Raw genomic sequence first — 26504 nt, 5'->3', positions numbered from 1 at the left:
TCGCCGCTGACCTGCGCAAAGAAATCTTCCGCATGCTTGGCGAGGGCAAGGACAACCAGCAGATCATCGACTTCATGGTGGACCGCTATGGCGACTTCGTTCGCTACAAGCCGGCCCTCACCGGAAAAACCGCCTTGCTCTGGTTCGGTCCCGCCGGCCTGTTGCTGGGCGGTGTGCTGATCATTGCCGTGATCGTCCGGCGTCGGCGCGTTGAGCGCAGCGACAGCCCGAACACGCTATCTGTCGACGAGCGCCAGCGCCTCGACCAACTGTTGGAAAAAGACCGCGAATGATTGATTTCTGGCTTGCTGCAGGCCTGCTGCTCCTGGTGGCCCTGAGTTTTCTGTTGATCCCCATCTTGCGTGTACGCCGTGCCCAGCGTGAAGAGGATCGTACCGCGCTCAACGTGGCGCTTTATCAAGAACGCGTGGCCGAGTTGCAGGGCCAGCAGGCCGAGGGCGTGCTGAATGCCGAGCAGATGGACAGTGGCCGTGCCGAAGCAGCGCGCGAGTTGCTGGCCGATACCGAAGGCTTGGCGCCGGCCCGGGTGTCCCGATTGGGCAAGCCTTTGCCGCTGCTGGCGGCGATTTTGGTGCCGGTGCTGGGCCTGGGTTTGTACCTGCATTTTGGTGCCAGCGACAAAGTCGAGCTGACCCGGGAATTTGCCCAGGCGCCGCAGTCCATGGAAGAGATGACCCGCCGCCTGGAGCGCGCCGTGGCCGCGCAACCGGATTCAGCCGAGGGCTTGTACTTCCTCGGGCGGACTTACATGGCCCAGGACCGTCCAGCGGATGCGGCGAAGATCTTCGAACGCACTGTGGCCCTGGCCGGGCGTCAGCCGGAGCTGTTGGGGCAGTGGGCCCAGGCCCAGTACTTTGCCGATAACAAGCAATGGTCGGACAAGGTCCAGGCCCTGACCGACGAAGCCCTGAAGGCGGATCCCAAGGAGGTCACCAGTCTCGGCCTGCTGGGCATCGCCGCCTTCGAAGGGCAGCGTTATCAGGAGGCCATTGATTACTGGACGCGCCTGCTGGCCCAACTGCCGGCGGACGATAATTCCCGTGCTGCCCTGCAAGGCGGCATCGAGCGGGCCAGCGAGAGGCTGGTGGCCAACGGCGGCAAGGTGGCCCAGGCACCGGTGGCCACTGCCAAGGCGGCATTGCTCAAGGTGCGGGTCGACCTGGCGGCGGAACTCAAGGCCAAGGTCCAGCCGGGTGATAGCGTGTTTATCTTCGCCCGCGCCACTCAGGGGCCGCCTGCGCCATTGGCGGCCAAGCGCCTGACCGTGGCCGACCTGCCGGCCACCGTCGAATTGGGTGATGCCGACGCGATGATGCCGCAGTTGAAACTGTCGAACTTCCCTGAAGTCCAACTGGTTGCTCGGGTATCCCGCGCCGGCCAACCGACCGCCGGTGAGTGGGTAGGGCGCAGCAAGCCCCTGGCCAGCAGCACCACCGCGCAACAGCAATTGACCATCGACAGCCCTGACCAATAAGCGAGAAGCCGCCATGACCGCCATCACTCGTATCACCCTGTTGTCACTGGTCCTGGGGTTGAGTGCATGTACGGTCCAGCGGCCGGTGCAAACCACCTCCGAACCCATTCCGCCTTCGGTCCCCAGCAGCCGGCCCCAGCCCTCCACCGCGCCCGGCACGCCGGCGACGCCCAACCGTCCAGCCAAGCCCGTGCCACGCACGTCCGCCAGCTTTGCCCCACCGCCTGGCGGCAATAGCCATTGGGACGGGCGCCTGGGCGTCTACGTGCTGGACGGCCAGAGCAATACCTTCTATCGCCAGCGCACCTATTACCGCTGGAACAACGGTTGGAGCCGCTCCATCAGCCCGGACGGCCCTTGGGAAGAGACCGACGTCCATGGTGTCCCGTCAGGCTTGGGTCGACAGTTCCAATAAGTGACGGCTGTTGCCCCGTCTGGTGACGATAGTGCTCATTGTTCAAGCACTTAGCCCGCTGGCCGATACAGCGGGATGTCCCTGAGCATCGTTGTCTGAGCACCTGATGAAGAAAAAACCCAACAAGGCGTATTTGGCGCGAATGCTGATTGCGCTGTATGTGTGCCTGTTTTTTATTGTTTTGTACTACCTGGGCGGTATCGAGACCCCCGGCCTGATCTACCTGTCGCTGGAGCCCTTGTGCCTGGTGGCGTTGTTCGCCTTTATCTATTACCTGTTTTGCTGGTTATTCATCGCCTGCCGCCCACGGGACGAAGTGTGGTGGAAGCGGGTCGATTACGTCTGGCTGCTGTTCGCCTCGTTGGCGTTGATCGGGCAGACCCAGGTCGTGCGCACGTCCTGGTTCGAGTCGGACCACACGCTGGCGCAGGGCGCCTACCAGTCCATTGAAAAAAGCCTCAAGGCGCAGATCAACGACCTGCTGAGCCCCGAGTCGTGTGCGTCGGCCGCGACGCGTTACGAGCCCGCCGATGCAGAGCAGGTCGGCCGCCTGTGCGAGCGTTATGCAGGCTTGGCCCGACCGCTGTCGGAGCTTTCGGTTCTCAAGGTGCTGGCAGATCTGCCAGGGATCGCTAGCGAGTACTCGGCCAAACCGGTGCAGGACTGGCTCACCGCGTTGCAGGACACCGAGAAGGAGCGTGAGTTACGGCGCACGCAGGTGGACACGTTCGCGACCCTGATCCAACCCACTCGGTTCGAGACATTTTTCAGCTACTTCGCGCCCTTGCTGGTGGTGATTGCCCTGGCCTTGCGCGCATCCAAAGTCACCGGCGAGATCCAATTGAAGGCGCCGAAACAGCGTAAGTTCTGGCTCATCGTTAACCAGCGCGTCGTGGTGGACAGCCTCGGGTTTACCGATGTGGCGCGCAAGCGCTTCACCCACGCCCTGGGCAGTTGGCGCAAGGCCGACTGGGGCGTGGTGCACATGACCTGTGATTTCATTGCGTTGAACAGCGGGCGGGGCAGCAATGAGTTCGTCGCGCCGGGCTTCTGTGAAAGTGAGTTCCAACTGGTGCGCCTCGAAGACTTCGAGCATTGCGGGTTTGCTGAGTGGGCAGCCGGCCAGTCGATGGAGGTGCTTTACCTCGTGGGCGAAAACGACCCGGATTTGATCAAGCGGCTGCGCCAGTGGGGCGAGGAATCGAAGACCGAAGTGCTGATTCGCGAGCACATCTAGTCAGGTTGCTTTGCTGGTGAGTCTGCCCGCTCGTCAGGGGCGCGCCGGCAAGGCGCTCAGCGCCCCAGCAGCCCTTCGACGTAGTCGACAAAGGCCCGCGCCTTGGCGCTGGCCTGCCTTCCGGTGGGGAACACCGCCCAGAGTTTTTGCGGCGGCAGTTGCCAGTCCGTGAGCACTGCCCGAACGGCGCCATTGGCCAGCTCCGGGGCGAACATCCACTCTGAGGCCACGGCCAGCCCCTGATGGGCCAGCACCGCCGCACGCATGGCTTCTGCGGCATTGACCCGCACTCTGCCGGCGAGCCCCACCGACTGCTGTTCTTCACCGCGGGTGAAGGACCAGTGTGCGCCACCGCCCAGGCTGTAGATGATGGCCGGGTGCTGCGGCAATTGGCTGGGCGCTTCGGGCTCGCCGTGCCGGGCAAAGTAGTCCGGGGTGGCCAGCAGCAATCGACGACACTGGCTGATCTGGCGCGCGGTCAGCGCTGAATCCTCAAGGGTGCCCATGCGCAGGGCCACATCGATACCCGCTTCCACCAGGTTGATGTTGCTGTCGTCCAGCACGATGTCGATGTCCAGTTCCGGATGCCGGTCCAGAAAGGGCCCCAGGTGCGGAACGATGTGCAGCCGGGCAAAGGTCACTGCAGCGCCGATGCGCAGGGTGCCGCGCAACCCGGCGGCCGAGCCCCGGGCGGCGCTCTCCGCTTCATCGGCTTCTTCCAGGGTGCGTTTGGCCCGTTCAAAAAACGCCAGGCCGGCTTCGGTTGGGGTCAGGCCGCGGGTGGAACGCAGCAACAGCCGCACGGCCAAGTGGGCTTCCAACTGCGCGATGCTTTTCGAAACGGCAGGCTGACCGATGTTCAAGCGCCGGGCGGCGGCGGAAAACGAGCCGGTTTCCAGCACCATGACGAAGGTTTCCATCGCGGCGAGGCGGTCCATGGGAAGTCCTTGAAGGGGCAGTGGGCGAGGGCACTTGTTGTACCCCCGCCGTGTGTGGCCGGCAACTGGCAATCCAGCTACAACCTTGTGGGTCAGGCGTGGGCGTTGCGTTCGCGTACCGCCAGGAAGCGCAACAAGGCCAGCAATGGAAACAGGCTGCCCACCAGCATGATCCCCAGCCAGCCGCCACGTTCGTAGACCGCGCTGGCGATGGATGAGCCGAAGGCGCCGCCGATAAAGATGCTGGTCATGTACAGCGCGTTGAGGCGGCTGCGACTCTGGGCGTCCAGGGCGTAGACCGCACGTTGGCCGAGCACCATGTTCATCTGTACACAGAAGTCCAGGACCACGCCGCTCACCGCCAGGCCGATCACGCTATAGGCCGGATGCACCAGGCCCGGAAGAAAGCTCAAGGCAGCGAACAGCATGGCCAGCAACGAGGCAATGCGGGTGTGGCCGGCATCCGCCAGACGGCCGCTGATGGGCGCGGCAATGGCGCCGATGGCACCCACCAGGGCGAAGATGGCGATCTGGGTCTGGGACAGGCCGTGATTGCGCGCCAACTCCAGAGGCGCGGCGGTCCAGAACAGGCTGAAGGCAGCGAACATGCAGCCCTGATAGAACGCCCGCTGGCGCAGTACCGGCTGTTGGCGCAGCAAGGTGCCCAGGGAGCGCAGCAACTGGCCGTAGCTGGCGCTGTGATCCGGTTGGCGCTTGGGCATGGTCAGGGCCAGCACCAGGCTGATGGCGGCCATCAACACCGCGGCGGCAATAAACATCGTGCGCCAGCCGAAGTGGTCGGCCACCACGCTGGACACCGGCCGCGCCAGGAGGATCCCCAGCAGCAGCCCGCCCATGATCCCGCCCACCACGCGGCCGCGAGATTCGGCTGGCGCCAGGTGGGCGGCCAGGGGAATGAGGATCTGCACCGACACCGAACTGAACCCGATCAGCAGCGAAACCAGGAGAAAGGCATTGGGTGTGGTGGTGAACGCGGCCCACAGCAGGCTGGCGATGGCCACCAGGGTGGTGGTGATCATCAGGCGACGGTTTTCCAGGAGGTCGCCCAGGGGCACCAGGAAAAACAGGCCCAGGGCGTAACCGATCTGGGTCAGGGACACGATCAGGCTGGCCAGGGTGCTGGACAGGCCGACATCCGGCGCAATCAACTCGATGATCGGCTGGGCGTAGTAGATGTTGGCAACAATGGCGCCGCAGCAAAAGGCAAACAGCAACACCATGCCTCGGGTCATTGTCGTGCTGGCAGCGTGCAGCGCTTGGGTGGTGGAAGTCATCGCGGTTCTCTTGGCGGCGAAAAGGATGTGGGCGAGGTTAAGAGGCGAGCCCATGGCGCGGTAGAGAGGGCAGGGCAATAGTATTTATTCCCGCTGGGAATAAACGCTCGGCGCGGGTCAAGCGGCGGGTTGAAGGGGCGACCGACGTCAGGCTCTGATGATACATTTACTTACATCTGCTTCGATAGCGTGCTTACGTTTTTCACGGCCTTCGGCGTGCCTGCCTTTGCACGCTGTCCTCAGAGGAAACCTGCCCCATGAATCGGTCTGTTCGTTGTCTGCTCAGGGGCGTTCAAGCCCTGTCTTTCATCACCTTGGCGGCCTTGGGCACGGCCCAGGCCCAGGACGCCCCGGGCATGCGCATGGGCGTGCGTGGGGAAATCACTGCGGTCAACGGTGACACGTTGCGGGTGCAGGCCAGCAGCGGTGAGAGCGCCACCATCCAATTGACGCCCCAGACCCAGGTGCGTGCCGTGACCTTGGCCAATATCGAGGACATCAAGCCCGGCAGCTACATCGGTTCGGCCGCTGTGCCCATGGCCGACGGCACCCTCAAGGCCCTGGAAGTTCATGTGTTCCCGCCGCAAATGGCCGGCACCGGTGAAGGGCATCGCCCGTTCGACCTGGTCAAAGGCAGCAGCATGACCAATGGCAGCGTTGGTGACTTGGTGGTGAGCAACGGCCGCACCCTGACTGTGAACTACAAGGGCGGCCAGCAGAAAATCCTGGTGCCGGACGATGTACCCATCGTCAATCTGACCCCAGGTGACCGCGGCCTGCTGAAGGCCGGGGTCAAGGTGGTCATGTTCGTGACCCAAAGTGCCGACGGTACCTTGACCGCGCAATCGATCTCGGCCGGCAAGGACGGGGTGACGCCGCCGATGTGACGGCTGGGCTGTGCACGTCTTTTACGGTGTAGGGATGTGTCGTTGCATTACCAAGTGTTGCGGTGATGGCCTTTCGATGGAACTCCGGGCGGGCTTGGTTTAGGGTTTTCTGTCGCCCTATAGGCCAGGAGGCTCCATGCAAAAATCCACGTTCAATCCGCCAAGTGTTTTCAACTCGCTGCAATACGGTTTCAGCCAGGCTGTCGAGGTGCGTGGCGGTCGGCGCTTGCTGCTGTCCGGTCAGGTCGGTGTCGACGAACACGAATCCACTGTCGGCCCCGGGCTGCGGGAGCAGACCGAACAGGCGTTTGACAATATCGAGCGGGTGCTGGCCCAGGCGGGCGGTGAACTGAGTCATGTGGTGATGCTGAGGATCTACATTGCCGAAGCGGCCCGCGACCAGCAGGAGTGGATCAGCCAAGTGCTGCTCCAGCGTTTTCCCAACGACCCTCCGGCCTCATCCTGGATCATCGTCAGTGGCCTGTCGTTACCCGAGTGGCTGATCGAGGTCGAGGCCGAAGCCATGTTGCCGGAGCAGCAACCGGCCCAGGAGGCGGCGCTGTTGAGCCCGGTGGTGGGCCTCTAGCCCTTGCGTCTCAAGCGGCAGGCATAAAAAAAGCGACCATCAAGGTCGCTTTTTTTGTCACTGCGCTTACTTGGCGTCGCCGTAGATCTGGTCGAAGACCCCGCCATCATTGAAGTGGGTCTTTTGCACGCTGCGCCAGTCGCCGAAGGTTTTCTCCACCGAGAGGAAGTCGACTTTCGGGAAGCGGTCGGTGTACTTGGCCAGGACTTTCGGGTCCCGTGGGCGCAGGTAGTTGTTGGCGGCAATTTCCTGGCCTTCAGGCGACCACAGGTACTTCAGGTATTCCTCGGCAGCGGCGCGGGTGCCTTTCTTGTCCACCACTTTGTCGACCACTGACACGGGCGGCTCGGCTTCGGCGGAGACGCTTGGGTAGATCACTTCGAACTGATCGCGACCAAACTCCCGGGCAATCATTTCCGCTTCGTTTTCGAAGGTCACCAGTACGTCGCCGATCTGGTTGGTCATGAAGGTAGTGGTGGCGGCGCGGCCGCCGGTATCCAGCACGGGCGCCTGCTTGAACAGCTTGCCGACAAAGGCCTTGGCTTTGTTCTCATCGCCGCCGTTCTTCAGCACATAACCCCAGGCCGAGAGGTAGGTGTAACGGCCGTTACCCGAGGTTTTCGGGTTGGGCACAATCACTTGCACGCCATCCTTGAGCAGGTCCGGCCAGTCTTTCAGGGCCTTGGGGTTGCCTTTGCGCACGATAAACACCGTGGCGGAGGTGAACGGCGCGCTGTTGTTCGGCAGGCGGGTGACCCAGTTGTCGGGCACCAGTTGGCCGTTGTCCACCAAGGCGTTGATGTCGGTCGCCATGTTCATGGTGATGACGTCGGCCGGCAGGCCATCGATCACTGAGCGCGCCTGTTTACTGGAGCCGCCGAAGGACATCTGCAGGGTGATGTTCTCTTTGTGCTCGGCTTGCCAGTGTTTCTGGAAGGCCGCGTTGTAGTCCTTGTAGAAATCGCGCATCACGTCGTAGGACACGTTCAGCAGGGTCGGTGCCGCTTGGGCGACGCTGCCCAGGGCCAGGCCGGCGGCGAGGAGTGAGGCGCTAACGAGTTTTTTCACTGCACATTCCTTTTATTCGAGAGTGAAGGCAATTTGCCGCCGACTATAGCCGGGGCGCTATAGGTCTTTAAAGATTAAAAAGCACTTTGCTTATGCCGTTTTCTTGAACAGCGCATTACCGCATCGAGAGCAGAACGCCGCCTGTTGTTCGTGGTTGTCTTTCTGGCACACCGGGCAGTCGTGCTTGAGCTGGCCACCGCGCATGGCATTGGCCAGTTCGGCGGTGAAAATCCCAGTGGGCACGGCGATGATCGAGTAACCGGTGATCATCACCATGGAGGAGATGATCTGCCCGAGGATGGTCTTGGGCACGATGTCGCCGTAACCGACGGTGGTCAGGGTGACGATGGCCCAGTAGATGCCCTTGGGAATACTGGTGAAGCCGTGTTCCGGGCCCTCGACCACGTACATCAGGGTGCCGAACACCGTGACCAGGGTGCAGACGCTGAGCAGGAACACCAGGATCTTCTGCTTGCTGCCGCGCAGGGCGTCCAGCAGGTAGTGGGCCTGTTTCAGGTAGGGGCCGAGCTTGAGCACACGGAAGATGCGCAGCATGCGGATCACCCGGATGATCAACAGGTACTGGGCGTCGCTGTAGTAGAGGGCGAGGATCCCGGGGACGATCGCCAGCAAGTCCACCAGCCCATAGAAGCTGAAGGCGTAGCGCAGGGGCTTGGGCGAGCAGTACAGGCGCAGGCCGTACTCGATGAGGAAGATCAGGGTGAAGCCCCATTCGATCGCTGCCAGCACCCCGGCGTAATTGCGATGCACCTCGTCGATGCTGTCGAGGATCACGATCACCAGGCTGGCGAGAATGATCAGCAACAGGCTGCTGTCGAAGCGTCGTCCGGCCACGGTATCGGTCTGGAAAATCATCACATAGAGGCGTTGCCGCCAGGTGTCGCTGCTGTCCATTGGGCCTGCCTGAGTCGAAGATCAGCGAAGCCTAGGGGGATTGCCCCGGGTTGCGCAAGGCGCACTGTCACGGGCTGCTTGTTGCAGCACACGGGCCCCGGCACGTGCCAGCCAGCAGGCGAGGATAAAAGGTGCGGTCAGGGTGGGCAGGCCCAGGCTGCTGAAGCCCGGGGTGACCAGCAATGCCAGGGCAATGCCCAGCAGTGGCAGCCAGGGGCGGCGGGTTACTTGGCTCAGGGCCAAGGCCGCCAGGGCGCTGTTGTACCCGCCCAGGCCCTGCAAGGCACTGGCGTTTTCGTGGTGCAGCCAGGTGAATGCAAGGCCGGCCACGGAGCCCGCCAGGGCCCAGGTTGCGGCGCGGCGGTTGGCCACCCATAAGCCGCTGGCAATCAAGGCGCCGGCCAGGGGCTGGTCGAGAAACATCACCTGGCCAAAGCCCATGAAGACCGCCCCTAGCCAGTCGACCGCGGCGACGCTGACGGGTACCGCTGAGTAGGGCAAGGCTGGCTCGCTCAGGGTCAGCAGTAACCAGGCAAGCCCGACAAAGGGCGCGGTGTAGGCCGGCAGTTGGCTTGATGGGCGGGCCCGCTTGAGCCATTGCTGGGTGAGGATTGCGCTGAGGCCCGAGCTGGCGATGATCAGCGGCGGCAACAAGGGCGACCAGGGCAGTTGCTGGCTCAGCAGTAAGCCCAGCAGGATGCCGTTGTAACTGAACAGCCCGGCTTGCCGATGGGCCTTGGCATAGCCCCGGCACTGAGCGGTGAGCAGGCCGCCCACCGCGCCGAGCAGGGCTCCGCCCAGCAGCGTGGGAGCCGCCATCAGGATGGCCAGCAAACACAGCAGGCCGAAAAAGGGGTGGCGTTGCAAAAACACTTGGCTGAAACCGTTGAGCAAGGCTTCGGCCCAGTCGGGGCAATGGTGGTTGAACGTCTTGGCGGGCATGTAAGGCTTCGATCGATCACCCCCCGCCGCGGCCTGATGCCGTGGCGGGGGGTGGCATGGGGTTCAGATCAGGGTTTCGATCCGCAGCGAATTGGTCGAGCCCGGCTGGCCAAAGGGCACGCCCGTGGTGATCAGCAAGGTATCGCCGCGTTTGGCCAGGCCTTGGGCCTGGGCGATTTCCAAGGCCGTGGAGCACACCTCATCCACCTGTCGCAGCCGGTCGTTGACCACTGAGTGCACACCCCAGGCCACGGTCAGGCGGCGGGCCGTGGACAGGTTGGGCGTCAGGTTGAGAATCGGCACCCGTGGTCGTTCCCGTGCTGCGCGCAGGCTGGAGGCGCCAGATTCGCTGTAGTTCACCAGCACCGCCACCGGCAGGATGCTGCTGATGCGACGGATCGCACAGCTGATGGCGTCGGACACGGTGGCCTCGGCCTGGGGCCGGCTGACGTCCAATTGATTCTGGTAGTCCGGGCCGCCCTCCACCTGGCGAATGATTTTGCTCATCATCTGCACGGCCTCCAGCGGGTATTCGCCGGAGGCGGTTTCCGCCGACAGCATCACCGCGTCGGCGCCCTCTGCCACGGCGTTGGCCACATCGGTGACCTCGGCACGGGTCGGTGCCGGGGAAAAACGCATGGACTCCAGCATCTGGGTGGCGACCACCACCGGTTTGCCCAGTTGGCGGCAGGTGCTGATGATGTTTTTCTGAATCTGCGGCACGCTCTCGGCCGGCACTTCCACCCCTAGGTCACCCCGCGCCACCATGATGGCGTCGCTCAGGGCGGCGATTTCCCGCAGATGAGTGACGGCGCTCGGCTTCTCGATCTTGGCCATCAGGAAGGCCTTGTCGCCGATCAGGGCACGGGCTTCGTGAATGTCTTCCGGGCGCTGCACGAATGACAGCGCCACCCAGTCCACCCCCAGTTCCAGGCCGAAGCTCAGGTCGCGACGGTCCTTGGTGGTCAGCGGGCTGAGGTTGAGCAGGGCTTCAGGGACGTTGACGCCTTTGCGGTCCGACAGCTCGCCGCCGTTGAGCACGGTGGTGTCGATGGCGTCGGCGTGCTTGGCAACCACCCGCAGGCGCAGTTTGCCGTCGTCCAGCAGCAAGTCCATGCCGGGCTCCAGAGCCGCGATGATTTCCGGGTGCGGCAGGCTGACTCGGACCTGGTCACCGGGGGTGTCGTCCAGGTCCAGGCGCAGGGCTTGGCCGCGCACCAGCTGGATTTTGCCGGCGGCAAAGGTGCCGACCCGCAGTTTCGGACCTTGCAGGTCCATGAGGATGCCCAGGGGGTAGTTCAGTTGCTGCTCGACTTCACGGATCCATTGGTAGCGCAGGGCGTGGTCGCTGTGGCTGCCGTGGCTGAAGTTGAGGCGGAAGATGTTGACCCCGGCCTTCACCAGGTCGCGGATATCGTCGATGCCTTGGATGGCCGGGCCGAGGGTGGCGAGGATTTTGACCTTTTTATCAGGCGTCATGTGCAAGGCTCTCAAGAATCAGGATGGCGCGGAAGTCGTTGACGTTGGTGCGGGTTGGCTCGGTGACGATCAGGTTGTCGAGCGCGGCGAAGTAGCCGTAGCCGTTGTTATTGTCCAGTTCGTCACTGGCGCTCAGGCCCAGGGCGGCGGCGCGGGCGTAGCTGGTGGGGGTCATGAGGGCGCCGGCGTTGTCCTCGGAACCGTCGATGCCATCGGTGTCGCCGGCCAGGGCGTAGACCCCGGGCAGGCCTTTGAGGCTTTCGGTCAGGCTCAGGAGAAACTCGGCATTGCGCCCGCCCCGGCCGTTGCCGCGCACGGTGACGGTGGTTTCGCCGCCGGAGAGGATCACGCAGGGGGCGGCCAGGGGTTGGCCGTGCAGCAGAACCTGGCGGGCGATACCGGCGTGCACCTTGGCCACTTCCCGGGATTCCCCCTCCAGGTCGCCGAGGATCAGCGGGCTGAAGCCGGCCTGGCGGGCTTTGACGGCGGCGGCCTCCAGGGACTGCTGGGGCCTGGCGATCAACTGGAAGTGGCTGCGGGCCAGGCTCGGGTCGCCGGGCTTGACGGTTTCCGACTCGGGGCTCTGTAGCCAGTTGCGCACGGCTGCCGGCACCTCGATGGCATAGCGTTTGAGGATCGCCAGGGCTTCTGCCGAAGTGCTGGGGTCGGCCACGGTGGGGCCGGAGGCGATGACGGTGGCCAGGTCGCCCGGCACATCGGAGATGGCGTAGGTGTACACCGTGGCGGGCCAGCAGGTCTTGGCCAGGTGGCCACCCTTGATCGCCGAGAGGTGCTTACGCACGCAATTCATCTCGCCGATGGTGGCGCCGGATTTGAGCAGGGCCTTGTTGATTGCCTGCTTGTCCGCCAGGGTGATGCCGGCGGCGGGTAGGGCCAGCAAGGCCGAGCCGCCACCGGACAGGAGAAAGATCACCCGATCGCTTTCACTGAGGCCGCTGACCATCTGCAACACTCGGGTGGCGACCGCCAGGCCGGCGGCGTCGGGAACCGGGTGGGCAGCTTCCACCACTTCGATTTTTTCGCAGGGGGCGCCGTGGCCATAGCGGGTGACCACCAGCCCTGAGACTTCACCCTGCCAGCAGCGTTCCACCACTTGGGCCATGGCGGCAGCGGCCTTGCCTGCGCCGATCACGATCACCCGACCGCTGCGATCAGTGGGTAGATGGGCTTCAAGGACGTGTTGCGGGTGGGCGGCGTCGATGGCTGTATCGAAAAGCTCGCGAAGGAATTGTTGTGGATCGACCGACATAAGCGGGCTCCCGGGGCATTCTTATTATTGGAAGTGCAGGAGCCGGCTTGCCGGCGGTGGCGGCCTCAAGCCTTGTGCAAATGCAACTGGCCTCATCGCCGGCACACCGGGCTCCTACAGAGGGGAGGGCGTGGCGGGGTTATTTATCGCGAATCGAAAAATTCGCCATATGCTCCAGGCCCTTGATCAGTGCCGAGTGGTCCCAATTGCTGCCACCGATGGCCGCGCAGGTGCTGAACACTTGCTGGGTGTTGGCGGTGTTGGGCAGGTTGACCCCCAGTTCCCGTGCGCCGGCCAGGGCCAGGTTGAGGTCCTTCTGGTGCAGGCTGATGCGGAAGCCCGGATCGAAGGTGCCCTTGATCATGCGGTCGCCGTGGACTTCGAGGATCTTCGACGAGGCGAACCCGCCCATCAGGGCTTCACGCACCTTGGCCGGATCGGCACCGTTCTTGGCGGCGAACAGCAGTGCTTCGGCCACGGCCTGGATGTTCAGGGCGACGATGATCTGGTTGGCCACCTTGGCGGTCTGGCCGTCACCGTTGCCACCGACCAGGGTGATGTTCTTGCCCATGCTCTGGAACAACGGCAGGGCGCGTTCGAAGGCTTGGCTGTCGCCGCCGACCATGATGCTCAAGGTCGCGGCCTTGGCCCCGACCTCACCGCCGGATACCGGAGCGTCCAGGTATTGCGCGCCTTTTTCGTTGATCTGAGCGGCAAACGCCTTGGTCGCCGTTGGGGAAATCGAACTCATGTCGATGACAATCTTGCCCTTGCCGATCCCGGCAGCTACGCCGTCGGCACGCAACAAAACGTCTTCCACCTGGGGGGTGTCGGGAACCATGATGATGACGAATTCGGCTTCCTGGGCCACTTCCTTCGGGTTGGCCAAGGCCACGGCGCCGGCGGCGATCAGTTCGGCCGGTGCGGTGCCGTAATGCTCGGACAGGAACAGGCTGTGCCCGGCTTTTTGCAGGTTCTGCGCCATGGGCAGGCCCATGATGCCGGTGCCGATAAATCCGATTTTAGCCATGATAAAAATCCTCTAGTCAGGCGGACCTTGTAGGAGCTGGCTTGCCAGCGATAGCGGTCTTGATGGCCGTGCAGGGCTTAAGTGCCTCTTCGCCGGCGATACGGCTCCTACCAGGTGGGAGTCAGATTGCGTTATGGGTTTTCAGCCAGCCGAGGCCTGCTTCAGTGGTGGTCAACGGCTTGTACTCACAGCCGACCCAGCCCTGGTAATTGATCTTGTCCAAGTGTTCGAACAGGAAGCGGTAGTTGATTTCACCGGTGCCCGGCTCGTTGCGCCCGGGGTTGTCCGCCAGCTGGATATGGTTGATTTCGCCCAGGTGATTGGCCATGGTCCGGGCCAGGTCACCCTCCATGATTTGCATGTGGTAGATGTCGTACTGCAGGAACAGGTTGGGGCTGCCCACCTGTTCACGGATCGACAGGGCCTGGGCGGTGTTGTTCAGGTAGAAGCCGGGAATGTCGCGGGTGTTGATGGCTTCCATCACCAGCTTGATGCCGACGGCCTGCAGCTTGTCGGCGGCGTACTTGAGGTTGGCGACGAAGGTCTTTTCCAGGGTCGCATCGTCGATGCCCTGTGGGCGGATCCCGGCCAGGCAGTTGATCTGGGTGTTGCCCAGGACCTTGGCATAGGCGATGGCCAGGTCGACCCCGCCACGGAACTCCTCGACCCGGTCCGGCAGGCAAGCGATTCCGCGCTCACCCTTGGCCCAGTCGCCGGCCGGCAGGTTGAACAGCACCTGGGTCAGGCCATGGGCATCCAGTTGGGCCTTGATCTCGGCGGAGTTGAATTCGTAGGGGAACAGGTATTCGACACCGCTGAAGCCGGCGTTGGCGGCAGCTTCGAAGCGGGCCAGGAAGTCCTGTTCGGTGAACAGCATGGACAGGTTGGCGGCAAAACGCGGCATGGGGGGGCTCCTGTTAACAGCGTCGTTCCCGGCGTGCCCCGGGAACGATCAATGGCGAATGGTCAGTCCAGCAGGGAGATCGCAGTCGGGGCGTCATTGCCCACCAACGCCAGGTCTTCGAACTCGTTGACGGCGTTGATCTCGGTGCCCATGGAGATGTTGGTGACGCGCTCGAGGATGATCTCCACCACCACCGGCACCTTGAAGGTCTGGAGCATTTCCTGGGCCTTGCGCAGGGCCGGCTGGATTTCGCTCGGTTCGAACACCCGCAGGGCCTTACAACCCAGGCCTTCGGCGACCGCGACGTGGTCGACGCCATAACCGTTGAGTTCCGGGGCATTGAGGTTGTCGAAAGACAGCTGCACGCAGTAGTCCATGTCGAAACCGCGCTGGGCCTGGCGAATCAGCCCTAGGTAGGAGTTGTTCACCACGACGTGGATGTACGGAAGCTTGAACTGCGCGCCGACAGCCAGCTCTTCGATCATGAACTGGAAGTCGTAATCGCCGGACAGCGCCACCACCTTGCGACTCGGGTCGGCCTTGACCACGCCCAAGGCTGCTGGAATGGTCCAGCCCAACGGGCCGGCCTGGCCGCAGTTGATCCAGTGACGCGGCTTGTAGACGTGGAGGAACTGCGCCCCGGCGATTTGCGACAGGCCGATGGTGCTGACGTAGCAGGTGTCTTTGCCGAACACCTGGTTCATCTCTTCGTAGACCCGCTGTGGCTTGACCGGCACGTTGTCGAAGTGGGTCTTGCGGTGCAGGCTGGCCTTGCGCTGCTGGCAATCCTGCAGCCAGGCACTGCGGTTTTTCAGCTTGCCGGCGGTTTGCCATTCACGAGCCACTTCCAGGAGCACGGTCAGGGCCGAGCCTGCGTCGGAGACGATGCCCAGGTCCGGGGTGAAGACGCGGCCAATCTGGGTCGGCTCGATATCGATGTGAATGAATTTTCGGCCTTCGGTGTAAACCTCTACCGAGCCGGTGTGGCGGTTGGCCCAGCGGTTGCCGATGCCCAGGACCACGTCGGACTTGAGCAGGGTGGCGTTGCCGTAGCGATGGGAGGTTTGCAGGCCGACCATGCCCACCATTTGTGGGTGATCGTCCGGAATGGTGCCCCAGCCCATGAGCGTCGGGATGACCGGGATGCCGGTCAGTTCGGCGAACTCCACCAGCAGCTCGCTGGCATCGGCGTTGATGATGCCGCCACCGGCCACCAGCAAGGGACGCTCGGCCTGGTCCAGCAGGGCCAGGGCTTTTTCTGCCTGGATCCGAGTGGCCGAAGGTTTGGCCAGGGGCAGGGGCTGGTAGGCGTCGATGTCGAATTCGATTTCCGCCATTTGCACATCGAACGGCAGGTCGATCAGCACCGGGCCTGGGCGGCCGGAGCGCATCTCATAAAAGGCTTTCTGGAAGGCGTAGGGCACTTGGCCCGGCTCGAGGACGGTGGTCGCCCATTTGGTCACCGGCTTGACGATGCTGGTGATGTCCACGGCCTGGAAGTCTTCCTTGTGCAGCCGGGCGCGAGGGGCCTGGCCGGTGATGCAAAGGATGGGAATCGAGTCGGCCGAGGCACTGTACAGCCCGGTGACCATGTCGGTGCCGGCGGGGCCGGAGGTGCCGATGCATACGCCGATGTTGCCGGCCTTGGTGCGGGTGTAGCCCTCGGCCATGTGCGAGGCGCCTTCAACGTGGCGAGCGAGGACGTGATCGATGCCTCCGACTTTCTGCAGTGCCGAATACAGTGGGTTGATGGCGGCACCCGGGATGCCAAAAGCGGTATCGACCCCTTCGCGGCGCATCACCAGAACGGCGGCTTCGATTGCTCTCATTTTGCTCATGGTTTGTGCCTCTTAGGTTTTGTAATTGTATACAAGTGGCTTTGCGCAAAGTGTATTCACGGCTGGCTGCGCAGGTCAATCCATTTTCTCAAGCCGCTGATGCTTTCGACGGAAGGCCCATATGCAGGGGGTTTTTCGTCGGATGACAGGATTTGTCAAAAATATTGTATACAAAATAATAATTCATTGTGTTCTATTTGTGCCATTGGACTTCTTATCAAGAAGCTTCCGCAGACGTTCTCAATAACAAGATAAGGACGGCACCCATGAGCGCTTTAACCTTGAAAGTCGCAGTCAACCTGGCCACTCAGGCCATCGTCGCCGGGCGCAAGATCGCTGCGGCGCCACTGACTATCGCGGTGCTGGATGCCGGTGGGCATCTGGTGGCGTTGCAACGAGAAGACGGGGCCAGTTTGCTGCGGCCGCAGATTGCGGTAGGCAAGGCCTGGGGCGCGATTGCCCTGGGCAAGGGCTCGCGTTTGCTGGCGCTGGATGCTCAGCAGCGGCCGGCGTTTATCGCCGCGCTCAACAGCCTCGGGCAGGGCAGTGTGGTGCCGGCGCCGGGGGGCGTATTGATCCGCGATCAGGCCGGGGCGGTCATTGGGGCGATCGGTATTAGTGGCGACACCTCGGACATTGACGAGCAATGCGCGATCAGCGCCATCGAGGCCCAGGGTTTGTGGGCGGATGCGGGGGTGAGTGCTTGAGGGGCTAGCGGCTGGACGTGCCCACTCCGGTCGGAGTGGGCGGGTTGGGTTCGGGGGTTACTGGTCCGGGGCGCAGCCTTTGAGCACCAGGCGGATGATGGTTTGCGCGGCGGCTTCGTAGTCGGATTCATCGAGCTTGGCCTTGCCCGTGACCACGGAAATCTGCCAGTCGAAGTCGGCGTAAGTCTGGGTCGCGGCCCAGATGCTGAACATCAGGTGGTTGGGGTCGATCGCAGCGATCAGGCCGCGGTCGATCCAGGTCTGGATGCAGTCGATGTTGTGCCGGGCCTGGGCGTTGAGTTGTTCCACCTGCTCGGGGCTCAGGTGCGGCGCGCCGTGCATGATTTCGCTGGCGAACACTTTTGAGGCAAACGGCAGGTCGCGGGAGATACGAATCTTAGAGCGGATGTAGCCGCTGAGCACTTCACTGGGTTCGCCATCGGCGTTGAAGGGCGTGGAGGCCTGGAGAATCGGCTCGATGATGCTTTCCAGCACCTCGCGATAGAGGTTTTCCTTGGACTTGAAGTAGTAATAGACATTGGGCTTGGGCAGCCCCGCCTTGGCTGCGATATCGCTGGTTTTGGTCGCGGCAAAACCCTTGTCGGCAAATTCTTCACTGGCAGCCCGCAGGATCAGTTCTTTGTTGCGCTCGCGGATGGTGCTCATAAACCAGGGGATTCCTTGCCTGTTCTGGCGGTTGCGCATGGTAGCACCGGCGTTACACGGCGCTCAAGAATGCCCCCCACGGTGCCTGAAGCCACGGTATGCTGCGCGGAATTTATCTCTGAAGGGAACCTGATTCATGGCAGGAAGCAGTTTGCTGGTACTGATCGACGACATCGCCGCAGTACTCGACGATGTGGCGTTGATGACCAAAGTGGCAGCCAAGAAAACTGCCGGGGTGCTGGGTGATGACCTGGCACTCAATGCCCAACAGGTGACTGGGGTTCGTGCCGAGCGTGAGATTCCCGTGGTTTGGGCCGTGGCCAAGGGGTCGTTTCTCAACAAGCTGATCCTGGTGCCGGCGGCGCTGGCCATCAGTGCGTTCGCCCCTTGGCTGGTGACGCCGCTGTTGATGATCGGTGGCGCCTACCTGTGTTTCGAAGGTTTTGAAAAGCTCGCCCACCGGTTTTTGCACAGCAAGGACGAAGACCAGGCCGACCACGATCAGTTGATCGAGGCCGTTGCCGATCCGGCGACGGACCTGGTGGCGTTTGAAAAGGACAAGATCAAGGGCGCTGTGCGCACCGACTTTATCCTTTCGGCGGAAATCATCGCCATTACCCTGGGCACCGTTGCCGATGCGCCGCTGATGCAGCAGGTGGTGGTGCTGTCGGGGATCGCCATTGTCATGACCATCGGCGTCTACGGCCTGGTGGCCGGTATCGTCAAGCTGGATGACCTGGGGCTGTGGTTGACCCAAAAGCCCGGGCAGGTGGCCAGAAGCATTGGCGGCGCCATCCTGCGGGCGGCGCCTTACATGATGAAAAGCCTGTCGGTGATTGGCACGGCCGCGATGTTCCTGGTCGGTGGCGGGATCCTGACCCACGGCGTGCCGGCGGCTCACCATTGGATCGAGAGCGTTACCGAGCACAGCACACCGCTGATCGGCGGCTTTGCGCTGGTGCTGCCCACCCTGATCAACGCTGTAGCCGGCATCATCGCCGGTGCCGCGGTACTGGTGGTGGTCAGCCTGGTGGGCAAGCTGGTCAAGGGCGCCAAGGCCTAAGCCTTGCCCCAAAAAAAAGGCCATTCGAGTTGCTCGAATGGCCTTTTTTTGTGGGCGGGGGGAAAGGCCTATTCGGCGATCTGCAGCTTGCGGGATTCGCTGTACACGTAGCGCACCTTCTCGTATTCGAACGGCGAGTTCAGCTGGCCGTAGCGGAAGCTGGTCTGGTAGCGCTTGTCCACACCTCGCAGTACCCAGATTTCCGGGTGGTTGCTGCTGACTTCGGAGACGTTGAGGAAGTTGATGGCCGACTCGGCGCTGTAGTCCACCACCAGGCCGGTGGTGTCTCGCAGGTTCGAGGGGCCGAAGATTGGCAGCACCAGGTAGGCGCCCCCCGGAACCCCGTAGAAGCCCAGGGTCTGGCCGAAGTCTTCACTTTGCCGTGGCAGGCCCATGCGGGTCGCTGGGTCCCACAGGCCGGCGATGCCGATGGTGGTGTTGAGCAGCAGCCGAGCCGTGGTTTCCATCGAGCGCTGGCCTTTGAGCTGCAGCAGGCTGTTGACCAGGTTGGGCACGTCGCCGAGGTTGTTGAAGAAGTTGCTCACGCCGCTGCGCAGGAAGCCCGGCGTCACGTAGCGATAGCCGTCCACCACAGGCAGGAAGACCCATTGGTCGAAGCGGTAATTGAAGTGGTAGACCCGGCGGTTCCACGACTCCAGTGGGTCGTAGACATTCAAGGCGTTGAGGGTCGAGCGCTCGAATTCCCGCTGGTCCAGCCCGGCATTGAACTTGAGTTTCTTCAAGGGTTCGGTGAAGCCATCGGCATCCACCACGGTGGGGGCGTTGGCCTTGCTGTTGTCGGCCTGGGCATAGCCGGCACAGAGCAACGCAGCGATAAGCAGGAGATGTTTAGCCACGGAAGAACTCCAGCATGGCGTCGCTGTTGACGCGATAGTTGAGGTTGCCGCAATGACCGCCGTGAGGGTAGACGGTCAGGCGGTCGCCAAAGGTTTTACGCAGGAAGCCCAGGTCGCCAGGGCCGAGGATCACATCGTCAGCGTTGTGCATGACCGCAATTTTCGGGCTGTTGTGCAGGTAGTCCTGCAGGGCGTACAGGCTCACTTGGTCAATCAGTTGCAGCAGGCTGCCGCCGTCGGTGCGGGCACGCCACATCGGAATGACTTGCTCGGTCAGGTAGCAGTCGAAGTCGCATTGCAGGGCACGTTTGAGGAACGGCGTGAGGCTGGTGCCTTCGCTGATGGGGTACTTGGGTGGAATGATCAGCCGCGGCGGTTGATCAGGTCCGAGGTAAAGGCGATGTCGGCGGCCGAGAAACGGAACGAGGTGCCGATCAGCATGGCCATCTGTTCGTTGGTCAGGTGTTGCTTGGACTGTTGGAAGTCGTAGAGCAGGGCGTCGTTGAGGTCGATGTAGCCCTTTTGCTGGAAGTAGCGAGTCAGCTTGTTCAGCACCAGCTCATAAAAAGTGGTGCTGTTGTTGATGCCCTTGACCTCGGTTTGTACCAGCTTGTCGAGGTTGCTGATGGAGGTGTAGAGGTTGACCGGCGGGTTGAGCAGCAGGACTTTCTTGAAGTTGAAGCTGCGCCGGGTTTCATCCAGTTTGCTGACGAAGGCCGCGTCCAGTGCACCGAGGCTATAGCCGGTGAGGTAGAAGTCGGTGATCGGCAGCTTGGGGTTTTGCGCCCGCACCGCCTGCATAACCCGGTACATGTCCTCGGCGTCTTCCTGGGTCACCCCCGGTGTAGCGAAGCGCGAGGCGGCACTGATGAAGTCGAAGCTGGTGGGTGAGGACAGCTGCACCACGTGGTAGCCGGCCTTGTAGTACAGCTTCTTCAGGTATTCGTTGAGGCTGCTGTCGAAGCGCGCACCAGTGCCTGCAATCAGGAAGATCAGCGGGGCTGCGTGGTCCTGGGTGGCGATACGGTAGGTGAGTTTTTTCACCGCCCAGAAGTTGTCCGGCAGGATGAACTCGCGCTCCGGGCGCAGGTTCAGGCTGCGGTCAGCCTGGTTGATGTCGTCATCGGACGGCAATTCCGGGCGTAACTCTGGCGGTGTGGTGGCGATGGTCGCTTCGAACGGGTTGGTCAAAGGGTAGCCATAGCTGGCGGCGTCGATGTCCACCGCCAGAGCGGACGCACTCAAGATAAGGCCGCCGAAAAGGGCAGCGAAGCGCAAGGAACGGAGCATGACTAAATCCCTTAGAGAAAGGTACCGGATAAGGTTCGCAGGCTATGACCACCGCGCTAGTGCCGAAGTGCCATGGTTCGGCACAAAAAAACGCTCGAGGCAAGGCGGGCTGGGGGTAATAGTAGCGGGACGATACACTTTGCCGGCATTGGCTGAACAGTTATCTGTGCAACACGCTTGCTTGGCGCTCTTGGAGGCTTATGCTGGGCGCCGTTTTCGCCTTATCGGAGTGTTTCATGTCCCGCCGTCTTCCCGTGATCCTGCTGCTCATTGTCTTGCCTTTGTGGCTGGCCGCCAGTTATGGCGCGCGCTACGGCTTTATGGAGGACGCACAATGGGTGGGCGTCTGTGTGGATGAGGCCAGTCGCTGGGAATGCCAGTTGCGCGCCAACCTGGGTTGGTTGATCCACTTTCAGGTGTTGGGCTGGTCAGCCTTGGGTGCGGCGCTGCTGGCTTTTGTCCTGCCGGGGCGTGTGGGCTGGGGTTGGCAGTCGTTGCGTTGTTGCTGGGGCTGCCGGCGCTGGCGCTGTACAACACCACGCTAGCTGTGTTTGCGGTGGTGTTGGCGGCGTTGCGCCTGGTGCGGGCGACCCGCCCAGCCTAATGATGGCTGGCTGAGTTCCATGAAAAAGGGATGACCGTGGTCATCCCTTTTTTTCTGCCTGGGTGTCAGGCCTTGCGGATGCGCAAGCTGCGCCACAATGCGGCCACCAGCAACAGGCTGACCAGTGCCCAGCCCCAGGCTTGCTGGTTTTGCAGCCCTTCGCGGTACAACTGCGGCGCGATGCCGGCACCGATGATAAAGGTCAGCAGGGCAATTTCCCGGCGCGGCACGCTCACTGGGCGGCACAGGTAGACCAGGGCGGGCAGCAACAGGGCGGCGCTAGGGAAACTGCGGTAGCGTGGGTCGAACACCAGCTCCAGCATCATCACGGCCCCAGCGAAGCCGGTGGCAGCCAGCAGCCAGCCGGCGCGTTGTTCCAGGGCCTTGAAGGCCCGGCCGCGCCAGCCGTCACGGCTGCTCAGGGCCAAGGCGGCATGGGCCAGCACCAGCAGGTTCAGGCCCAGCAGCAAGGCAGCCCAGAGCCACTCTCCGGTAAAACGGCTGGTGACTCGCGCCAGCTCGCCCCAGGTGCCGATGCAACAGGCACCCAAGGCGCCGAGAGCTGGCAGGAGCAACGCCGCGCGGGGGTTGCGAACCCGTCCGCCCAGAACCAGGGTGGCCAGGAACAGCGCCCCGCCAACGCCCAGCCACAACGGCCAATAAGGCAGGTTGGAGACTGGCCCGGCGAGGATGCCCTTGTCCTGGCGATCCGCGTCAAACAGGCCCCAGTAGCCGCCGACGGCCCCTTCACTGGCACGTTTCCAGGGCTGATCAAAGGCTTCGATCAGGTTGTAGTGCCAGCCGTTGGCTTCGGCCATGGCGACAAAACCACGGATGAACTGGGCCTCATTGACCCGACTTGGCAGGGCGGTTTCGCGCTGGCGGCCTTCGCTGGGCCAGCCGGTCTCGCCGATCATCACGTCCTTGGGTGCAAAGCGGTTGCCGAACACCTGGCGCACCTCGGCCACATGGTTCAGGGCGGCGTTGATGTTCGACGGATCGTCTTCCCAATACGGCAGCAAGTGAATGGTCAGGAAGTCCACCGCCGGGGCAATTTCCGGGTGCTTGAGCCAGAACTCCCAAACGTCGGCGTAGGTCACCGGCTGCTTGACGTTGGCCTTGACCTTGAGGATCAGCCGAGCCAGTTGGGCGCCGGTGACTTCCTTGCGCAGCAAGGCCTCGTTGCCGACGATCACCGCGCTGACCACGTCGGGGTTGGCGTTGGCCGAGGCGATCAACAGGTCGACTTCCTTCTCGGTATCCACCGGGTTGCTGTTGACCCAGGCGCCGATCATCAGCTTCAGGCCGTGCTTGCGCGCCAGGTCCGGCAGGGCGTCGAGGCCGGTCATGGAGTAGGTGCGGATGCACTCGAAACGGGTGGCCAGCAGGGCCAGGTCAGCGTCCATGCGCTCCGGACGCAGCTTGAACGGCTGGTCGAACGGCGACTGGTCTTTGTCGAACGGGGTGTAAGAGGCGCATTGCAGTTTGTGGCTGGCGCTGGCGACATCTGGCAGCACCACGGGTTGGCCGAGGCCGTACCAGTAGCCGCACAGGGCGAACACGCCCAGTAGGCAGGCCAGTAAGTAGGGCAGGAGGGGGAAGCGGGCAGTCGCAGACATGGTCAGGCCGTGTGGGAGCAAAGCCGGGCATCTTACCTGCATTCATCGGCCCCTAGGTGGGCTGCATGATTTTGACATGCAAAGTTCGGGCGGGCCGGGAGGCAGGCGGTTCCGGGTGGCTGGTTGCTGGCTATCTGATGTCGTTGCTTGTTGCCTTGAGGTCGTAGACAGAGCAGGTCGCTGGAGGCTGCGGGTTGATTATCCAAGCATCAGTACTCCGCTGATGTTCGAACGAGTTTGCGGTGAGGCGTGATGGGGGCGCTGTGCACCATAACCATACGTTGACGCGCCGGGCACCCGCCTGGTGCAGCACTTTCGGGGAAGTAACGATGAAGATGCGAAGCATTTTAGGCGCAGGTGCCGCGATGGTCCTTGCGATGAGCTCCACCCTCGCCAGCGCCGACAGCAAGACCCTGAGCATCGGCTATGTCGACGGTTGGTCGGACAGCGTGGCGACCACTCACGTGGCGGCAGAGGTGATCAAGCAGAAGCTCGGTTATGACGTCAAGTTGCAGGCTGTGGCCACCGGCATCATGTGGCAGGGCGTGGCCACCGGTAAGCTCGACGCCATGCTCTCGGCCTGGTTGCCGGTGACCCACGGCGAGTACTGGGCCAAGAACAAGGATAAAGTGGTCGACTACGGCCCCAATTTCAAAGACGCGAAGATCGGTTTGATCGTGCCGGAGTACGTCAAGGCCAAGTCCATCGAGGACCTGAAAACCGACACCACGTTCAAGAACAAGATCGTGGGGATCGACGCTGGCTCGGGCGTGATGCTCAAGACCGACCAGGCGATCAAGGATTACGGCCTGGACTACAAGCTGCAGGCCAGTTCCGGCGCGGCGATGATCGCTGAGCTGACCCGTGCTGAAGAGAAGAATGAGTCCATTGCCGTCACCGGCTGGGTGCCGCACTGGATGTTCGCCAAGTGGAAACTGCGCTTCCTCGACGACCCGAAAGGCGTGTACGGCGCGGCTGAAACCGTCAACAGCATCGGTAGCAAAGGGCTGGAGAAGAAGGCGCCGGAAGTGGCGGCCTTCCTGAAGAAGTTCCAGTGGACCTCGAAAGACGAAATTGGTGAGGTCATGTTGGCCATTCAAGAGGGCGCAAAACCGGATGCGGCAGCCAAGGACTGGGTGGCCAAACACCCGGATCGGGTTGCCGAGTGGACTGCTAAGTAATAGACAAAGCGTCTAGAACAGCCTTCTAAAGACCGCCTGGGGTTCGCCCCTGGCGGTTTTTGTTTTTTCTGCGGGAGAAATTGGCGGCCGCGCTAATGTCGTTCTAATACTAAGGTCGTCTGGAACCTGCTCCATAGCCGCATAGAGTGGAATACGTTCTAACTAAAATCTGTGCTGCGAGGATAAAAACAATGAACGACAGCATTTACCTCTCGATTCAAAACAGCCCGCGTTTCAAGGAGCTGGTCAGCAAGCGAGAGCGGTTCGCCTGGATTCTATCGGCGATCATGCTTGGGCTTTACTCGGGCTTCATCCTGTTGATCGCTTACGGACCCCAGATCCTGGGGGCGAAACTCAGTCCGACGTCATCCATCACCTGGGGCATTCCCATCGGTGTGGGGCTGATTCTTTCGGCCTTTATCCTGACGGGGATCTATGTGCGACGTGCCAACGGTGAATTCGACGACCTGAACAATGCGATTCTCAAGGAGGCTCAGCAATGATCCGGCGTCTACTGGCAGCTCTCGGCATTGCAGCCTTCGCCCCGGCCGTTTGGGCCGCCGATGCACTGACTGGCGAAGTCCATAAACAACCCCTCAATGTGTCGGCGATCCTGATGTTCGTGGTGTTCGTCGGTGCGACCCTGTGCATCACTTACTGGGCGTCCAAGCGCAACAAGTCGGCGGCCGACTATTACGCGGCGGGCGGCAAGATCACCGGCTTCCAGAACGGCCTGGCGATTGCCGGCGACTACATGTCGGCGGCGTCCTTCCTGGGGATTTCCGCGCTGGTGTATACCTCTGGCTATGACGGCCTGATTTACTCCATCGGCTTCCTGGTGGGCTGGCCGATCATTCTGTTCCTGATCGCTGAGCGCCTGCGTAACCTGGGCAAATACACCTTCGCCGATGTGGCCTCCTATCGCCTTGGGCAGACGCAGATCCGCACCTTGTCGGCCTGTGGTTCGCTGGTGGTGGTGGCGTTCTACCTGATCGCGCAGATGGTGGGTGCCGGTAAGCTGATCCAGCTGTTGTTCGGCCTTGATTACCATGTGGCGGTGATCCTGGTGGGCATCCTGATGTGCCTCTATGTGTTGTTCGGCGGCATGCTGGCAACCACTTGGGTTCAGATCATCAAGGCGGTGCTGTTGCTGTCCGGTGCGTCCTTCATGGCACTGATGGTGATGAAGCACGTCAACTTCGACTTCAACGCCCTGTTCTCCGAAGCGATCAAGGTTCACCCCAAAGGTGAGGCAATCATGAGCCCTGGTGGCTTGGTGAAGGATCCGATCTCGGCCTTCTCCCTGGGCCTGGCCCTGATGTTCGGTACCGCGGGCCTGCCCCATATCCTGATGCGCTTCTTCACTGTGAGTGACGCGAAAGAAGCCCGTAAGAGCGTGCTTTATGCCACAGGCTTCATCGGCTACTTCTACATCCTGACGTTCATCATCGGTTTTGGCGCGATCTTGCTGGTCAGCACCAACCCTGCGTTCAAGGATGCGGCGGGTGCGCTATTGGGCGGTAACAACATGGCGGCGGTACATTTGGCCGATGCCGTGGGCGGTAGCATCTTCCTGGGCTTTATCTCGGCAGTGGCCTTCGCCACCATCCTCGCCGTAGTGGCTGGCCTGACGTTGGCGGGTGCTTCGGCGGTGTCCCATGACCTGTACGCCAGCGTGATCAAGAAGGGCAAGGCGAACGACAAGGATGAGATCCGCGTCTCGAAGATCACCACCATCGCCTTGGGCGTGCTGGCGATCGGCCTGGGCATTCTCTTCGAAAGCCAGAACATTGCGTTCATGGTGGGCCTGGCGTTCTCCATTGCTGCAAGCTGCAACTTCCCGGTTCTGCTGCTTTCCATGTACTGGAAGAAGCTCACCACCCGCGGTGCCATGATTGGTGGCTGGCTGGGGCTGATCAGTGCAGTGGGGCTGATGATCCTTGGGCCGACCATCTGGGTGCAGATCCTCCATCACGAGAAGGCGATCTTCCCGTATGAGTACCCTGCGCTGTTCTCGATGATCATTGCCTTTGTCGGGATCTGGTTCTTCTCCATCACTGACAAGTCGACCGCGGCAGAGAATGAGCGGGCGCTGTTCTTCCCGCAGTTCGTACGTTCGCAGACCGGCCTGGGTGCCAGTGGAGCGGTGTCGCACTGAGTCGGAACTGAGTATCGGCTTCTATATATAAGTTGTGTGATATTGAAATGCCTTGATCGA

24 protein-coding genes and 2 pseudogenes are annotated in these 26504 nt (G+C 62.2%); 12 read left to right on the top strand and 14 right to left on the bottom strand.

Features of this window, described 5'->3' with window-relative positions; all coding sequences use genetic code 11:
• The 4 genes from M1B34_RS30530 to M1B34_RS30515 form a co-directional block, all read left to right on the top strand.
• Nucleotides 1–293 (top strand): cytochrome c-type biogenesis protein (locus tag M1B34_RS30530; RefSeq protein ID WP_268266823.1); only part of this gene is annotated, 293 nt, incomplete at its 5' end.
• Nucleotides 290–1495: a c-type cytochrome biogenesis protein CcmI gene (gene ccmI / locus M1B34_RS30525; RefSeq protein ID WP_268267060.1), complete on the top strand. Its 1206-nt coding sequence runs from the start codon at nt 290–292 to the stop codon at nt 1493–1495. The genes M1B34_RS30530 and ccmI, both read left to right, overlap by 4 nt.
• Before the next feature lie 13 nt (nt 1496–1508).
• Nucleotides 1509–1910 (top strand): hypothetical protein, encoded by a 402-nt coding sequence (locus M1B34_RS30520; protein WP_123330179.1) that lies wholly within the window; start codon nt 1509–1511, stop codon nt 1908–1910.
• Nucleotides 1911–2016: 106 nt separating this feature from the next.
• Nucleotides 2017–3147, top strand: coding sequence for a hypothetical protein (locus M1B34_RS30515; protein WP_268267059.1), 1131 nt, complete (start codon nt 2017–2019; stop codon nt 3145–3147).
• Nucleotides 3148–3203: 56 nt separating this feature from the next.
• Here the strand turns inward: M1B34_RS30515 and M1B34_RS30510 are convergent, their stop codons facing one another.
• Together M1B34_RS30510 and M1B34_RS30505 are read right to left on the bottom strand one after the other, a co-directional pair.
• Nucleotides 3204–4085: a LysR family transcriptional regulator gene (locus M1B34_RS30510; RefSeq protein WP_268267058.1), complete on the bottom strand. Its 882-nt coding sequence runs from the start codon at nt 4083–4085 to the stop codon at nt 3204–3206.
• 92 nt (nt 4086–4177) lie between these two features.
• Nucleotides 4178–5380, bottom strand: coding sequence for an MFS transporter (locus M1B34_RS30505; protein ID WP_123330186.1), 1203 nt, complete (start codon nt 5378–5380; stop codon nt 4178–4180).
• Between the two features lie 257 nt (nt 5381–5637).
• Between M1B34_RS30505 and M1B34_RS30500 the strand changes: the two genes are divergently transcribed.
• Nucleotides 5638–6267, top strand: a complete 630-nt coding sequence (locus M1B34_RS30500; RefSeq protein WP_268267057.1) for a DUF5666 domain-containing protein — start codon at nt 5638–5640, stop codon at nt 6265–6267.
• 136 nt (nt 6268–6403) lie between these two features.
• Nucleotides 6404–6853, top strand: a complete 450-nt coding sequence (locus tag M1B34_RS30495; RefSeq protein ID WP_123330190.1) for a RidA family protein — start codon at nt 6404–6406, stop codon at nt 6851–6853.
• 66 nt (nt 6854–6919) lie between these two features.
• Here M1B34_RS30495 and M1B34_RS30490 read toward each other — a convergent pair whose 3' ends face one another.
• The 8 genes from M1B34_RS30490 to gcl form a co-directional block, all read right to left on the bottom strand.
• Entirely contained in the window at nt 6920–7921 is a 1002-nt protein-coding gene (locus tag M1B34_RS30490) for a sulfate ABC transporter substrate-binding protein (protein WP_123330192.1), read from the bottom strand.
• A 90-nt stretch (nt 7922–8011) separates the two neighbouring features.
• Entirely contained in the window at nt 8012–8836 is an 825-nt protein-coding gene (locus M1B34_RS30485; protein ID WP_268263359.1) for an ion transporter, read from the bottom strand.
• A gap of 21 nt (nt 8837–8857) precedes the next feature.
• Nucleotides 8858–9778 (bottom strand): urea transporter, encoded by a 921-nt coding sequence (locus tag M1B34_RS30480; protein ID WP_268267056.1) that lies wholly within the window; start codon nt 9776–9778, stop codon nt 8858–8860.
• A 63-nt stretch (nt 9779–9841) separates the two neighbouring features.
• Nucleotides 9842–11257: a pyruvate kinase gene (gene pyk / locus M1B34_RS30475; protein ID WP_268267055.1), complete on the bottom strand. Its 1416-nt coding sequence runs from the start codon at nt 11255–11257 to the stop codon at nt 9842–9844.
• A complete protein-coding gene (locus tag M1B34_RS30470; RefSeq protein ID WP_268267054.1) occupies nt 11247–12527 on the bottom strand; it encodes a glycerate kinase type-2 family protein in 1281 nt (426 codons plus the stop codon). The genes pyk and M1B34_RS30470 overlap by 11 nt, the downstream gene beginning before the upstream one ends.
• A gap of 139 nt (nt 12528–12666) precedes the next feature.
• Nucleotides 12667–13557 carry a 2-hydroxy-3-oxopropionate reductase gene (locus M1B34_RS30465; RefSeq protein WP_123330202.1) on the bottom strand — a complete coding sequence of 297 codons (891 nt, stop codon included), beginning with the start codon at nt 13555–13557 and terminating at the stop codon, nt 12667–12669.
• Nucleotides 13558–13678: 121 nt separating this feature from the next.
• Nucleotides 13679–14461, bottom strand: a complete 783-nt coding sequence (hyi, locus tag M1B34_RS30460) for a hydroxypyruvate isomerase (protein WP_123330204.1) — start codon at nt 14459–14461, stop codon at nt 13679–13681.
• A gap of 62 nt (nt 14462–14523) precedes the next feature.
• Nucleotides 14524–16299, bottom strand: coding sequence for a glyoxylate carboligase (gene gcl, locus M1B34_RS30455; RefSeq protein WP_123330205.1), 1776 nt, complete (start codon nt 16297–16299; stop codon nt 14524–14526).
• A 266-nt stretch (nt 16300–16565) separates the two neighbouring features.
• Here gcl and M1B34_RS30450 point away from each other — a divergent pair, with 266 nt between their 5' ends.
• Entirely contained in the window at nt 16566–17006 is a 441-nt protein-coding gene (locus M1B34_RS30450) for a GlcG/HbpS family heme-binding protein (protein WP_123330207.1), read from the top strand.
• Nucleotides 17007–17063: 57 nt separating this feature from the next.
• Here M1B34_RS30450 and M1B34_RS30445 read toward each other — a convergent pair whose 3' ends face one another.
• On the bottom strand, nt 17064–17672 hold the full coding sequence (locus tag M1B34_RS30445; protein WP_268267053.1) for a TetR/AcrR family transcriptional regulator: 609 nt from the start codon (nt 17670–17672) through the stop codon (nt 17064–17066).
• A gap of 136 nt (nt 17673–17808) precedes the next feature.
• On the opposite strand from M1B34_RS30445, the gene M1B34_RS30440 reads away from it, so the two are divergent.
• Nucleotides 17809–18735: a DUF808 domain-containing protein gene (locus M1B34_RS30440; RefSeq protein WP_123330211.1), complete on the top strand. Its 927-nt coding sequence runs from the start codon at nt 17809–17811 to the stop codon at nt 18733–18735.
• 68 nt (nt 18736–18803) lie between these two features.
• Here the strand turns inward: M1B34_RS30440 and M1B34_RS30435 are convergent, their stop codons facing one another.
• The gene (locus M1B34_RS30435; RefSeq protein WP_268267052.1) at nt 18804–19592 is read right to left on the bottom strand and encodes an MlaA family lipoprotein; all 789 of its coding nucleotides are present in this window, start codon (nt 19590–19592) and stop codon (nt 18804–18806) included.
• Nucleotides 19585–20882, bottom strand: a pseudogene (locus M1B34_RS30430) (serine/threonine protein kinase). Before M1B34_RS30430 ends, M1B34_RS30435 begins: the two are co-directional and overlap by 8 nt.
• A gap of 236 nt (nt 20883–21118) precedes the next feature.
• Here M1B34_RS30430 and M1B34_RS30425 point away from each other — a divergent pair.
• Nucleotides 21119–21486: pseudogene (locus M1B34_RS30425) on the top strand (hypothetical protein).
• Nucleotides 21487–21551: 65 nt separating this feature from the next.
• Here M1B34_RS30425 and M1B34_RS30420 read toward each other — a convergent pair.
• On the bottom strand, nt 21552–23147 hold the full coding sequence (locus M1B34_RS30420) for a glycoside hydrolase family 17 protein (protein ID WP_268267051.1): 1596 nt from the start codon (nt 23145–23147) through the stop codon (nt 21552–21554).
• Nucleotides 23148–23434: 287 nt separating this feature from the next.
• Between M1B34_RS30420 and M1B34_RS30415 the strand changes: the two genes are divergently transcribed.
• From M1B34_RS30415 to M1B34_RS30405, 3 genes are all read left to right on the top strand, one after another.
• Nucleotides 23435–24286, top strand: coding sequence for a glycine betaine ABC transporter substrate-binding protein (locus M1B34_RS30415; protein WP_123330219.1), 852 nt, complete (start codon nt 23435–23437; stop codon nt 24284–24286).
• A 191-nt stretch (nt 24287–24477) separates the two neighbouring features.
• The gene (locus M1B34_RS30410; RefSeq protein WP_123330221.1) at nt 24478–24789 is read left to right on the top strand and encodes a DUF485 domain-containing protein; all 312 of its coding nucleotides are present in this window, start codon (nt 24478–24480) and stop codon (nt 24787–24789) included.
• Nucleotides 24786–26444 (top strand): cation acetate symporter, encoded by a 1659-nt coding sequence (locus M1B34_RS30405; RefSeq protein WP_123330223.1) that lies wholly within the window; start codon nt 24786–24788, stop codon nt 26442–26444. Before M1B34_RS30410 ends, M1B34_RS30405 begins: the two co-directional genes overlap by 4 nt.
• Nucleotides 26445–26504: the final 60 nt, after the last annotated feature.

It is taken from the genome of Pseudomonas morbosilactucae, from assembly GCF_023241715.1.
Classification (GTDB): Bacteria; Pseudomonadota; Gammaproteobacteria; order Pseudomonadales; family Pseudomonadaceae; genus Aquipseudomonas; species Aquipseudomonas morbosilactucae.
The sequence above is the reverse complement of the archived record's forward strand: the minus strand, read 5'-3'. Positions and strand labels throughout refer to the sequence as shown.